Consider the following 12,432-nt stretch of genomic DNA (forward strand, 5'->3'; position numbering starts at 1 on the left):
CGCGTGGTCGCGATGCCTCGTTCGGCGCAATACTGGAACAGCCGGGCGCTCCCTTCAGGTGCAGAGCCGCGCCTTTAGCGACCCGGGCGCGTAGTAGAGCCCGGCGTGGATGACCCCGCTGTTGCGGCCGGTCTGGTGCGCCGCGACCTCCGGCTCCTTCTCCAGCACCGTGAGCGAGAGCCCCGGCCGAGCCCGCCGGATCGCGTCGGCCGTCGCGAGCCCGACGATGCCGCCTCCGACGACGGCGATGTCAAGCGGTTTCGTCATCCGCCTCCCGCGTCAGCCCCCTGTCCGACCACGCATTCGGGGGTCTCGCCGCGGATCCAGGCGGCGAGCATCCGCCACTCCGGGTCGTCCATCGACGCCCAGCGCCGGGGGCCGCCGTGGAAGTAGTCACCGCCCGCGTCGGGAGCGAGGGGATGTGTCAGAAGCCGACTCATCATCGGCTCGCCCGGCTCCACGTAGCGGCGGGCGATCGCGAAGTTGCCGCGGGATTCCTGCTGGTCCCAGAAGTCGCGGCCCTCGGGGATATGCCGGGCAAAGCCGCGTGCGCCGGATTCGTGGCAGTGGATGCACTCGACGTCCCCAGGGCGCTTGTCGAGGAAGACCCGCTGCACGCAGTCCCGGAAGAAGTCGAAGTCCAGCCGGGGCGGGGCGGGGCGCTCGACCGGATCGGCCGCTGCGACCCAGTCCGCCATCGCGCGCCATTCGGGGTCCGCCTTCGACTCGAAGAACTTCCCGCCGACATGGAACGCCGCGCCGCCAACCGACACCTCGAGCGCCTTCCTCAGGAGGCGGCTGCCGTCCGCATCCCCCGGGGTGACGAGCCGCGACACGACCTCGAAGTTCCGGCGGGAGTCCTCCTCCGACCAGAAGACCTCCCCGTCGTCCGCCTCCCGCAGACGCTGAAGACGGAGCGGCGTCCCCTGCCCGGCGTGACACGTGACGCAGGGTGCGCGCCCAGGTCCCCAGCCGCCCCGATCCGCGAGGAAGATGGGCTCGATCGTTTCGCGGTAGTGCTCGAAGCTCAGGGGTTCCTGACCCATGACCTCGCTGGGGCCGGGAGCCGACGCCATCAACGCGAGGGCGAACGCGACAGCCGACTGCCGCCGAACGCCGGTGCTGAGCCTCAGGCCGGTTCCGCGTCCCGGGCCAGGCGCTGGCCGCGGGGGCACACCCGATCTCACGGGAACACCACGGTCTTGTTCCGTTTCGGCGTCTGCCCCACCGGGATGCGGGCGATCTCCTTCATCTCCTTCGTATCGACGACCGACACGTCGTTCGACCCCGCGTTCGCCACGTACAGGTAGCGGCTGTCCGGCGTCATCGTGAGCCAGTCGGGGATGTGGCCGACCTCGACCCCGCCCAGGTACTCGAGGTCGGGGAGCGACCACGCGTAGACGTGTCCGTTGGGCTTGCTCGTCGACCACAGCTGCCGCCCATCCGGCGATACCGTGAGGCCGTGCCCCGGCGATCCCTGCAGCGCGTCGTTCGTCACCCGCGAGATCGGGAGCGTGGGCATGTCCAGCTTCCCCACGACGCGCCGCTTCTCGAAGTCGACCACGTATACCCCGTGATAGTTGGAGATCTGTACGAACAGCCGCCTAGTCGATCCGTCCGGGTGGGCCTCGAACGCCATCGGCCGCACGCCACCGTCCGCGTAGCCCCCCGTCGTGCGGCCGCTGAAGTGGAGCGACCAGATCGCCTCGTCGATCGAGGTGTCGATGATCGTCAGCGTGCGTGCGCCGATCATGCCCGCGGCGACGTGCCGTCCGTCGGGCGACATGAACACGTTGTGCACCGTCCCCAGCGTGGGGGTCGACTTCACGACCTCGCTCTTCTCCAGGTCCACGACGTCGACGCAACTGCAATCCTGGATGATCGCGACATACACCTTCCGGCCGTCGTTGCTGATCGCGACGTTGTGCGGGCGCCCCGAGAGCGGGATCCGGTCCACGACCTCCATCGCGTCCGTGGGGACGATCTCCAGCGTGCGGTGGATCTCGTTGCTGAAATAGAGTGTGCCCCCATCCGGCGCGGCCGCGACGCCGTGCGCCTTCGGGATGCCCTCGATCACCTGCACGACCTGGTTTGTCACCGGATCGATGATGTGGACGTTGTCCCCCGCCGAGTTCGTCTGGACGATGCGCACCTGCGCCGACAGCGCCGGGGCGGCGGAACTCACGAGGGCCAGCTCCGCCACGGCGAACAGGCCCACCCGAAACCGTCTGGCGGCGATGCTCGAGCTTGTTCTGCGCCGGTGTCTCACGCGATCACCTCTCCGCAATGCGTTCCCGCCTTCGCCGCGCGCTTGCGCAACCCGTTCGATTCACTACTGATCGCTCTGGTAGCATACAGAATGCACCCGTCCGAGACCATCGCATGGGCACCCCGCATCTTCATTCGTTCGGCCGCCCGGCGCGCTCACGAGCCCGGAATCGAGATCTGCGGGCTCCTGCCGCTCTCACCGGGGGGAAGGGCAGACTGGCGGGCATGGTCTCGTGCGACATATGGTTAAGATTCAGCGTCCCGGATCGCCCGCAGCGGCGGCAGCGCGTGAGAAACCGAGCCCTCCTCGGGGAGTCATGAATAAGTCGGGCGGACTCTCACGAAGCGGCGGCTATCCGGGAAGGTTCGTTCTACGAAGGGGGTCGTTGAAATGGAAACGGACTGGGACGCGATCCTCCTCGACCCGATCCGCGCTTTTTTTGGCCAACTGGGTAACTTCTTGCCCAACTTGTTGGCCGTATTGGCGATTGTGGTCGGTGGCTGGATCGTCGCCAAGGTGATCCAGGCGGTACTCGTTCGGCTTCTCAAGGCGGTGAGAGCAGACATCCTGGCGGAGAGAATTCAGCTCGCGGAGATGTTGGCCAGAGGAGGCATCCAGCGCACCTTCTCCCAGCTGGTAGGAGTCATCGCGTATTGGCTCGTCATGCTCGTGGTGCTGGTGGCGGCCCTCAACGCCCTCCAGCTCACTGCCACCGCCGAACTGCTACAACGGTTCGTTGGCTTCCTGCCCGTCGTTGTGACGTCGATCCTCATCTTGATTCTGGGGATCCCGGCGGCCGCCTTTCTGGCAGCGACGGTCCGCACCGTAGCCAGCAACGCCGGCATCGCTCAGGCCCAGGTTCTGGGGCAGTTCGTGCAGTCCATCGTCATCATCTTCGCCGTGGTGGTGGCCCTGCAGCAGCTCGGGGTCCAGTTCGTGGGCAGCGCCTTCCTGATCATCCTCGGAGCCATCAGCTTCGGGTGCGCCCTGGCCTTCGGGCTGGGCTGCAAGGATCTGGCGGGCCGCTGGGCGAGTGACCTGGTCGATCGCTTTTCGCCCCGGGGGTAAGCCGGGGCGAGCGCGGAACGTTTGGTTCCATCCACATCAAACCTGATCATCGAAATCCCCGCGCCGTAGCCGCTCATAGACCGAGAATCTTGGCGACCTCAAGGAAGTCGGCGAGGTTCGCGATCGTTTCGCCAAGGGCCGCCCTGAACTCCGGTGTCGCAGCAAATCCCGGTTCGAGGTGCAGGGCTCGGATCTCGAGTAGGCCGCGATCCCGGTGCAGCTTCGGGTCGAGGCGGCCCACGAGGCGGCCGTCGTGGAGGATGGGCAGGACGTAGTAGCCGTACTTCCGTTTCGCCGCGGGGACGTAGATCTCGACGGTGTAGTGGAAGTCGAGGAGTTCCGCCGCGCGCTTTCGTTGCCAGAGCAGGGAATCGAAGGGACAGATCAGCGTGGTTCCGGTCGGTTCGGGCAGATCGTCGATCGTCTCGAGGTGCTCGGGCAGGGCGTAGCAGGGACCGCGGAGGCCCTCCACTTCGACCTCGACGATCCGCTTCCGCCGGAGGTTGCGGGCGATGACTCGGCGCCGCTCCGCCGCGTTGAGTTCCGGCCCCGTGAAGTAGTTGACGAGGTGCCGTTCGGGGGCGATGCCGCAACCGCGGAGCGCGATGAGGAGCCAGCTGTCGTGGTACTCCGTGAGCGACGCGGCGGGACCGTCCGGATGGACGCGCTCGGCCACGTCATAGATGCACCGGAAGTGGCGCCGCCCGCTCACGACGACCCGGCCGTCGTGCCACAGGAGCTTCAGCGACCGCTTGTCCTCGTGCAGCCGCCAGGCGAGCGACTCGGTCTTCTCACCTCGTTCCGCCGGCTGGGGCGCGAAGTCGGCACTCTCCAGCGGTCCCTCGGCGCGGAGCCGCCGCAGCACGCGGCGCTTCGACGCCGTCGAGGTGGCGTAGCGGCTCCACCACTTCCGGCCCGACCAGCTCTCGGGAGGGAAGCGGCGCATGCGCCGGCGGCCCAGCGCGAGATGGGAGATGGGAAGGATCGATGCTTCGTGTCCCCAGTACTCGTACGCCAGCCGCTCCCCGTACACCCAGCGGTCCACGCGGGAGCGGTCGTACGGTCCGAAGCGGCTCCAGAGGGTCAGATAGTGGGCGCGGTCCACGACGTTCACGCTGTCGAGTTGCAGCGCTCCCGTCCGCTCGAGGTGGTCGACGAAGGCGCGCCGGTCGAGGCAGGTCGACCCGCGGGGCCGAGCGAGACCCTGGCGATGCAGCCACAGCCTGACCACCGCTTCCCGCGCGAACTTCTGTGGTCCCCTGCGGGTCGGCGTCACGCCGGCTCCCGGCCCCGGGCCGGCTCGGCGAGGCGGAGTTCGCCGAGCGGCACGTAGTAACGCACGTAGCGCCGCCCGTCGGACCAGCGGTCGCCCCGTGCGTCCTCCACCAGCACCGTGGCGCGCTTCGTGATCCGGTTGACGCGGCCGGTCAGGCTCCCGTTCCGGAACGGGAACGTCACGCGGGAGCCGACCCCGACCCCCACGCGGGCGGCGCGATCCGAGCGGGTGATGAGTTGGTGGGTGTGGGCCCGGTGCAGAAACAGACGCCGGGCGATCCCCTGGAAGCGCGAGCGGCCGCAGTGGCTCGCGTCCCAGCACAGCCACTCGGCGAGGTGCACGAGTTCGTGCTCGAAGATCCGCTGCAGCGCCTCCAGCCGGTTCGCGCACGGCAGCCCGCACACCGTGACCTCGGGATCGTCCCCGCCGAATCCGTCGAACAGGATCGACGTCGCGACCGCGATCTCGAAGCGCCTGGCACCACCGGGGCGCTCGAAGCGCGTCGTCTTGCCGCCCGCGCGCGTCATCCGGCCGGAAAGGCGGAAGGTGAGGCCGTCCGGGCCGACGATCTCGCCGCAGAGGCCGTAAAGGAAGCGATCGTCGTAGGCCGCGAACAGAAACGCGAGGTCGTCCGCGTGGATCCGCGTGAAGTTCGGCTCGCGGACGTGCGGGGACCGGGTGAGAAGGTCCCCGCCGATGCCACGCGTCCAGCCGCCGATGCTGACGGCCCCCGGATCCCGGGTGAGCAGGATCCGGGAAAGCCTCCCCGTCAGCAGGCCCCCACCGGCGACCGGCCTCGCGCGCGGGTCAGCGGCCCTCGTCCGCGGCGGTGACCGCATCCGAGTCCAGGTGCTTGCGGAACCAGGCGAGGATCCGCTCGGAGACGTCCATGACGAACTTCGGCTCCCGCGGCCCGTGCGGGGTCCGCGGATACACGACCATCTCCGTAGGCACGCCGCGCCGGTCGAGCGCCCGGTAGAACTCCTGCCCCTGCGTGAACGGGACCCGCAGGTCCTCCGCCCCGTGGATGACCTGCGTCGGCGTCACCACGTTCGCGATGTGGTACATCGCCGAGTGCCGCTCGTAGCGCTCGTAGTCCTCCCAGAACTCCACCCCCATGTGGCCGACGAGGTAGTCCTGGATGTCCGTCGTCGTCGTCATCGAAATGAGGTTGGGGAGCCCGGCCCCCATGCTCGCGGCGACGAAGCGGTCCGTCTGCGTGACGGCCCACGAGGTCATGTAGCCGCCGTAGCTCCAGCCCATGAGCAGGAGCCGGTCCGGGTCCGCGACGCCCATTTCGATGACGTGGTCCACACCCGACATCAGGTCGCGGAAGTCGCCGTAGCCCCAGTCCTGGAAGTTCGCGTAGCGGAAGTCCTTGCCGTAGCCCGTGGACCCGCGCGGGTTCGGGCGCAGGATCGCGAACCCCTCCCGCGCGAAGTACTGCAGCATGTAGGCGGCCGGCGACCCGGTGAAGCTCTGGCTGAACACGCCGCCGGGGCCGCCGTGCACGTTCAGGATCATGGGTACCCGCTCGCCCTCTTCGTATCCGACGGGGTAGGTGAGGAGGCCCTCGATCTCGAACCCTTCCGTCGAGGTCCACGAGACCAGGCGGGTGGGGCCCATCTCGGGTCGCGGCACATGGGCGTGGAGGTCCGTGACCCGCGTCGGCGCGTATCCGTTCGTGGGCGAGACGAAGACATCCCACGGCTCCTCGGTCGTCTGCCAGGTGAAGGCCATGCGGCTCGCGTCGTCGGTGAGCGCGACCGAGCCGACCACGCCGTCTCCGTACGAGATGAACCGGGTCTCGCCTCCATCCACCGGGACGGCCAGGACGTGCCGCCGGGTCGCGAGCGATTCGAGCAGGAGCAGTTCGGAGGAATCCCCTGACCACCCCAGCACCGACGCGCTCCGGTTCGGCGTATCGAGTCGCCGGGCCTCGCCTCCGGCGGCCGGGATCACGAACACGTCGCCGAGCCCGATCGGCTCCGGCTGGTCGCCGGTCGACACGTAGGCGATCCAGTCTCCGTCCGGCGACCAGAGGGGGCTCCTCTCGATCCCCGCTCCGCTCACGAGCAGCGACACCTCCCCGACGGCGGCCGGATCGGTTTCCTCCTCGTCGGCCTCGCCACGGGCGGCCAGGAGGTCGGCGATCGCCCCGGCGTCCGGGACCGTCGTCGTCGAGATGTCGCCGCTCAGCCGCGCCGTGTTGATCCGCGGATCGGCCTGGTGCGAGAAGGCGATCCGTCCGCCGCCCGGGGCCCAGCCGAACCCCGTGATGTGGAAGTCGCCGGCCGTGAGCCGCACCGGCTCGGCGGGTTCGTCCGACTCCGGGTCGACGGCGACGACATACAGGTGGGAGAACTTGTAGTTCCGGTCCACGAGGATGACGTCGCGCTTCTCCTCCCGCGCCTTCTTCTCTTCCGTCGTCTCCGGATCCCGCATGAGGAAGGCGATGCGCGTGCCGTCCCGCGACCAGCGATACGTCCCCACCGAGCCGCCCGCGTTCGTGAGTTGTCGGGCCTCTCCGCCCGCCAGCGGCAGGGCCCACAGCTGGCTTCCGCCTTCAGCCTCGCCGTCCCGGCTCGTGGTGAAACTCAGCCACTCGCCGTCGGGCGAGAACCGGGGCGAGCCCGCCGAGGCCTCGCCCCGGGTCCATTGGGTGGCCCGCGACCCCTCCGCGTCCGTCATCCAGATGTGACTCAGGTACTCCGACTGCGGTCCTTCCATCAGCGGTTCGCGCACGGCGAAGGCGATCCGGGAGCCGTCGGGAGAGATCGCGGTCCCCGAGACGGCGTGGTACCGCATGCTCAAGGCCGGCGTCCATGCGTCGTCGTCCTGGGCGGTGGCGGTCTGCGCTCCGGCCGTCGCGGCCAGGAGGAGAATCGCGGCGAGCGCGAGGGCCCGCCGCGGGGTGCGGAAGGGGAAGGGCTGAGACAGGATGTTCCGGGACCCGGGCATGCTCACACCTCTCGGTTGACGTGGCGCCGTTGCGTGCTCGCGCATCGCACCGCGCATCCAACATAGCGAACAGGTACACGATGTCCGAAACGATGCGGGCCGCCCACGCCGTCGCTCCGGTGTGGAGATCCGGGCGGCCGTGGCGTTCGGTCGGATGGCTCTGACCAACTACATTGCCTCGCGTGGGGAGTGCGGGTGCGTCGGCATCGTCGCCGCTGTGGTGTACGCTGTCCTACGGGAGATGTCAGCCGATGAGGAAAGGCCGCTGAGGATGAGAAGGGGAGTTACATGAGGGTGATGAGTGCGCGGCCACGGACGCCTCGGATACCGATGCTCGCCGCGCTGGCCGTGCTGGTTCTGCTCCCGCTGGCGGCCGGGGCGCTTCCCGGCGGTCTGGCGGCGCAGGAGCGGGACCCGGAAGACCGTGAGGCGGCGGAGGCGGCGGAACTCGCGCGCCGCGACTCCCTCCGGCGGATCTTCGACCCGGCCGCCGCCTTCGAGCCGCTCGATCTGCCCGAACCCGGGCCGTTCCGCGACGCCACGGGCGCGCCGGGCCCCGAGTACTGGCAGCAGCGCGCGGACTACCACATCCGGGCGAGCCTCGTCGGCGACCGCATCGAGGGCACCGAACGCATCACCTACACGAACCACAGCCCCGATTCCCTCACGAGCCTCTGGCTGCAACTCGACCAGAACCTCTTCCGCGAGAACAGCTACGGGGCGATGAGAGCGGAAGAACTCGGGGGAGATGTCCGACACGGCGGCTTCTTCCGGGACGGCGGCTTCGTGATCTCGGGGGTGCGGGTCGAGCACGAAGGTGAGATGACCGTCCCGGAGTACCGGACCGAGGACACGATGATGGAGATCCTCCTCGACGAGCCCATCCCGCCCGCGGGCGCACCGCTCGAGGTCGACATCGACTTCGCGTTCGAGATCCCCGAGAGCGGCGGCGACCGCATGGGGCAGCTCGACATCCGGGGCGGGATCATCTATCAGCTCGCGCAGTGGTATCCCCGCATGTTCACATACGATGACGTGAACGGCTGGAACCAGTCCCCGTTCCTGGGGCAGGGCGAGTGGTATCTCGAGTACGGGGACTTCGAGGTCGAACTCACCGTGCCCCGGGACTTCGTCGTCGTCGCGACCGGTGAACTGCTGAATCCCGAAGATGTCCTCACCCCCACGCAGCGCGAACGGCTGGCGCGTGCCCGCACCTCGGAGGAGACGATCCACATCATCGAGCCGGACGAGGCGGGGGACGATGAGACGCGGCCCCGCGGCGAACTGCCGCTGACGTGGCGCTTCCGGGCGGAGAACGTGCGCGACTTCGCGTGGGCGGCGTCCGACCGCTTCGTGTGGGACGCGGCGGGGTGGGAGGACGTGCTCATCATGTCCGCCTACCCCGAGGAGAGCCTCGGCGGGCGCGGCGTCAGCGGCTGGGAGCGCTCGACGGAGTATCTCCGCCACAGCGTCCAGTATTACTCGGAAGAATGGTTCCGCTATCCGTATCCGGTGGCGATCAACGTAGCCGGGCTCGCGCTGGGGATGGAATACCCCATGATCGTGTTCTGTTCGTGGGAGTCGCGCGGCGCGTTCCTCTTCTCCGTCACCGACCACGAGATCGGACACACCTGGTTCCCCATGATCGTGGGCTCCGACGAGCGGCGATACGCGTGGATGGACGAGGGTTTCAACACGTTCATCAACTACTACTCCGGGATCGAGTTCTCGGGCGGCGAGCCGATCCTGGGCCAGTTCATGTCGCCGGCCCAGATCGCCGTGGACACGCAGCGGCCGGGGCACGCGATCCTCACGCCGGCCGACAGCATCCCCGAGGAGGACATCGGCGTCCTCGCCTACAACAAGCCCGCCGCGGTCCTCGTCCTCCTGCGCGAGGCAGTGCTCGGTCCCGAGGTGTTCGACGAGGGGTTCCGGGAGTACATCCGCCGCTGGGCGTGGAAGCACCCGCAACCGGCCGACTTCATCCGCACGATGGAGGATGTGTCGGGGCAGGATCTCGACTGGTTCTTCAAGGGCTGGATCTACGAGGACGCGGTGCTCGACCAGGCGATCGCTTCCGTGGAGAGGATCGGGGACACGACGACGGTGACGATCGAGAACCGCGGCGGGATCCCGATGCCGCTCGAGATCCGGATCCTGTACCGGGGCGGGGACGAACAGCGGCACGACGTACCGGTCGAGGCGTGGCAGGTGGACGGCACCTATGTGCTCGAGGTGGTCGACGGATTCGTGCGCAACGTGCAACTCGACCCGGACGGGATCCTGCCCGACGTGAACCGCGGCAACAACGTGTGGGGCCGGGGCATCATCGGCCGAAACCCGCCCGGGTAGAAACCTTCTCGCCACCCCTTGCGTTCGGTTTCCACATGGAAGACCTGCTTATCCCCCTCTTCGCGATCTTCTTCACGATCGGCGTCCCCGTCCTCGCGTTCGCGACGCATTTCGCGCTGCGGCCACTGGTGCGGGACGTCACGCAGGCGCTCGGGCCCCGGAAGCAGGACCGGGAGACGATCGCCCTCTTGAGGGAGCGCGTCGCCCAACTCGAACTGGAAGGCCGGGAGCGGGACGAGAGGCTGAACGAACTGGCGGAAGCGGAGCTGTTCCGCCGGCAGCTGGAGGAGCGTGCCGGCGGCACGACGCCCGCGATCCCAGCCCCCGCGACTCCGAACCCCGCCGCCCCCGGTGCGTCGCCCCCGGGCCCCTGATCAAGAGTCAGCCGGGCACTCGCAGATGTCGATCATAGAGACGCAGGGGCTCTCCAAGCGGTACGCCGCGATTCGCGGCGAGGGGACGCTCGCCGTAGACCAGCTCTCGGTACAGGTGGAGGCCGGCCAGGTGTACGGCTTCCTGGGCCCGAACGGGAGCGGGAAGACGACGACGATCGGGATGCTGCTCGGGATCATCACCCCGACCGGCGGGTCGTTCCGCCTCTTCGGCGGCTCGTCGCCGGCGGAGCTCCACGCCGCGCGCCAGCGGATCGGGGCCACGCTCGAGTATCCCAACTTCTATCCCTACCTCAGCTGCCGCGACAACCTGCGGCTCGTGGCGCGGGTGAAGGGAAGGGAGGAAATGGAAGTCCAGGAGGCACTCGACGTCGTGGGGCTGGCCGCGCGCCAGAAGACGAAGTTCAAGGCGTGCTCGCTGGGGATGAAGCAGCGGCTCGCGCTCGCGGCCACGATGATCGGCGACCCCGAACTCATCATCCTCGACGAGCCGGCCAACGGGCTCGATCCAGCCGGGCAGCGGGAGATCCGCGACATCATCCGCGAACTCGCCGCGCGCGGGAAGACGATCTTCCTCTCGAGCCACCTGCTGCACGAGGTGGAGCGCACCTGCACGTACGTATCGATCATCGAGAGCGGCCGGCTCATCCGCGAGGGGAGCATGGACGAGCTCACCTCCGCCCGCACGGTGGCCGCGGTGGGGGCCGACATGGACGTGGAGGCGCTGAAGCTCGCGGTGACCGAGTTCGAGGGCGCGAGCAACACCCGGGTCGTGGACGGCCGGGTGCTGGCGCAACTCGCGGGCGGAGGGCTCTCGGAGCTGAACCGCTTCCTCTCGGAGCGTGGGATCTACGCTTCCCACCTGTCGCTGGAACGGCAGTCGCTGGAGGACGCGTTCATGGAGATTACGGGCGGGTCCAACGGCTTCGGAGAAGTGCAATGAAGGGCGGGCGCGCGTTCGGCGGGCTGCTGCGCAACGAGTGGTTCAAGGCGCGGAAGCGGATCGTCCTGTGGATGGCGCTCGGCTTCTACGCACTCGTCACGTTCATGGACAAAGCGTACTCCTTCTTCGAGCGCAGCGAGGGCTTCCGGCTTCCGGACATCTGGGCGTCGGTGTTTCGCGACGACTCGGCCACGCTCGTCATGTTTGCCGCCATTACCCTGGTTCTGTTGACGGCGACGGAGTTCAGTTGGCGGACGGCGCGGCAGAACGTGATCGACGGTCTGTCGAAGTCCCAGTGGTTCTGGGGCAAGACCCTGTTGTTGCCGATCGTGGGCCTCGCTTTCGTCGCCGCGCACGTACTGATTCCCGGCGTGCTGGCGCTGATTCGCACCGACATGGGGGCTGCCGCATCGTCGCTCGTGCCGCTTTCGGTCTTCCAGGCGACGGGCGGGCTGGTGCTCGCGTTCCTGAGCGTGGGGGCCTTGGCCTTCTTCCTGTCCCTGGCGATCCGCAAGACCGGCGCGGCGCTTGCCGTTTGGTTCCTGTGGCTTGGAGCGATCGAGTTCGGGATGCTCCCCCCGCTGGTGCAGCGTTTCCTGCCCGCCTTTTCCGACTGGCTCGAGTACCTGCCATGGACGAATAGTTTTCCGCTCCTTGCGTTTCAGAATTACGACGCCCCGACGTTCGAGCGGATGGTGGCCGCCGCGGAGGCGGCCGGCCGCTCGGCTCCCGCCGTCGATCTGGGCTCGCATGTGATCATGGCCACCCTCTGGACCGTGCTGTTCATCGGCTCATCCTTCATCTGGTTCCGCCGCCGCGACCTGTGACGCAGTCGTGTCTTGCACTCCGGGGGTCAGCGTGTACCCTTGGCGCAAGGGGGACTCCATGAAGCTCAATCCTGTGTACAAGAACCGCTACGGGAAGATACCGCAGCGCTCCATCTTCGCGGCCAGCTTTGCATCGACGTTCTTCTCCGCGTGGTACTGGGCGAGGTCGATGGACGAGCCGGGGTTTCTGCTCATGGCCCTCGCGGTCGCGACCACCGCCACTGCCGGGCTGCTGGTGGGCCTGGAAGGGGCGCTGTGGCTGGTCCCCGGCTTCCGGAGTTCGCCGGGCAGGACGTGAGCGAGTGGAGAGTGATCCCCCGGGCGGGGATCGATGAGGCGTATCG

General features: G+C 68.4%; 12 protein-coding genes. 6 read left to right on the top strand and 6 right to left on the bottom strand.

Translation table 11 applies throughout. The features are described from left to right. Positions 1-54: 54 nt before the first annotated feature. The 3 genes from ACOOHF_RS12885 to ACOOHF_RS12895 all read right to left on the bottom strand — a co-directional run bounded on the left by ACOOHF_RS12885 (position 55) and on the right by ACOOHF_RS12895 (position 2,269). Positions 55-267, bottom strand: coding sequence for an FAD-dependent oxidoreductase (locus tag ACOOHF_RS12885; protein ID WP_420462005.1), 213 nt, complete (start codon positions 265-267; stop codon positions 55-57). Next, positions 264-1,046, bottom strand: coding sequence for a hypothetical protein (locus ACOOHF_RS12890; RefSeq protein WP_420462006.1), 783 nt, complete (start codon positions 1,044-1,046; stop codon positions 264-266). The genes ACOOHF_RS12885 and ACOOHF_RS12890 overlap by 4 nt, the downstream gene beginning before the upstream one ends. A 137-nt stretch (positions 1,047-1,183) precedes the next feature. After that, positions 1,184-2,269: a hypothetical protein gene (locus ACOOHF_RS12895; RefSeq protein WP_420462007.1), complete on the bottom strand. Its 1,086-nt coding sequence runs from the start codon at positions 2,267-2,269 to the stop codon at positions 1,184-1,186. Positions 2,270-2,659: 390 nt separating this feature from the next. On the opposite strand from ACOOHF_RS12895, the gene ACOOHF_RS12900 reads away from it, so the two are divergent. Next, positions 2,660-3,337, top strand: a complete 678-nt coding sequence (locus ACOOHF_RS12900) for a mechanosensitive ion channel family protein (RefSeq protein ID WP_420462008.1) — start codon at positions 2,660-2,662, stop codon at positions 3,335-3,337. A gap of 73 nt (positions 3,338-3,410) precedes the next feature. Here the strand turns inward: ACOOHF_RS12900 and ACOOHF_RS12905 are convergent, their stop codons facing one another. The 3 genes from ACOOHF_RS12905 to ACOOHF_RS12915 are packed head-to-tail and all read right to left on the bottom strand — an operon-like array spanning position 3,411 to position 7,574. Next, entirely contained in the window at positions 3,411-4,613 is a 1,203-nt protein-coding gene (locus ACOOHF_RS12905) for a winged helix-turn-helix domain-containing protein (RefSeq protein WP_420462009.1), read from the bottom strand. After that, complete coding sequence (locus ACOOHF_RS12910; RefSeq protein WP_420462010.1) at positions 4,610-5,452, bottom strand: hypothetical protein; 843 nt, start codon at positions 5,450-5,452, stop codon at positions 4,610-4,612. The genes ACOOHF_RS12905 and ACOOHF_RS12910 overlap by 4 nt, the downstream gene beginning before the upstream one ends. Next, complete coding sequence (locus tag ACOOHF_RS12915) at positions 5,421-7,574, bottom strand: prolyl oligopeptidase family serine peptidase (protein ID WP_420462011.1); 2,154 nt, start codon at positions 7,572-7,574, stop codon at positions 5,421-5,423. The genes ACOOHF_RS12910 and ACOOHF_RS12915 overlap by 32 nt, the downstream gene beginning before the upstream one ends. A 297-nt stretch (positions 7,575-7,871) precedes the next feature. On the opposite strand from ACOOHF_RS12915, the gene ACOOHF_RS12920 reads away from it, so the two are divergent. From ACOOHF_RS12920 to ACOOHF_RS12940, 5 genes are all read left to right on the top strand, one after another. Beyond that, positions 7,872-9,926: a M1 family metallopeptidase gene (locus ACOOHF_RS12920; protein ID WP_420462012.1), complete on the top strand. Its 2,055-nt coding sequence runs from the start codon at positions 7,872-7,874 to the stop codon at positions 9,924-9,926. A 35-nt stretch (positions 9,927-9,961) separates the two neighbouring features. After that, positions 9,962-10,300 carry a hypothetical protein gene (locus tag ACOOHF_RS12925; protein WP_419935262.1) on the top strand — a complete coding sequence of 113 codons (339 nt, stop codon included), beginning with the start codon at positions 9,962-9,964 and terminating at the stop codon, positions 10,298-10,300. 25 nt (positions 10,301-10,325) lie between these two features. Then, positions 10,326-11,261: an ABC transporter ATP-binding protein gene (locus ACOOHF_RS12930; protein WP_420462013.1), complete on the top strand. Its 936-nt coding sequence runs from the start codon at positions 10,326-10,328 to the stop codon at positions 11,259-11,261. Positions 11,262-11,332: 71 nt separating this feature from the next. After that, the gene (locus ACOOHF_RS12935; protein ID WP_420462014.1) at positions 11,333-12,088 is read left to right on the top strand and encodes a hypothetical protein; all 756 of its coding nucleotides are present in this window, start codon (positions 11,333-11,335) and stop codon (positions 12,086-12,088) included. 58 nt (positions 12,089-12,146) lie between these two features. Next, a complete protein-coding gene (locus tag ACOOHF_RS12940; protein ID WP_420462015.1) occupies positions 12,147-12,386 on the top strand; it encodes a hypothetical protein in 240 nt (79 codons plus the stop codon). The last annotated feature ends 46 nt before the right edge of the window (positions 12,387-12,432 follow it).

Origin of the sequence: Candidatus Palauibacter sp., from assembly GCF_965216145.1 — a bacterium.
Classification (GTDB): Bacteria; Gemmatimonadota; Gemmatimonadetes; order Palauibacterales; family Palauibacteraceae; genus Palauibacter.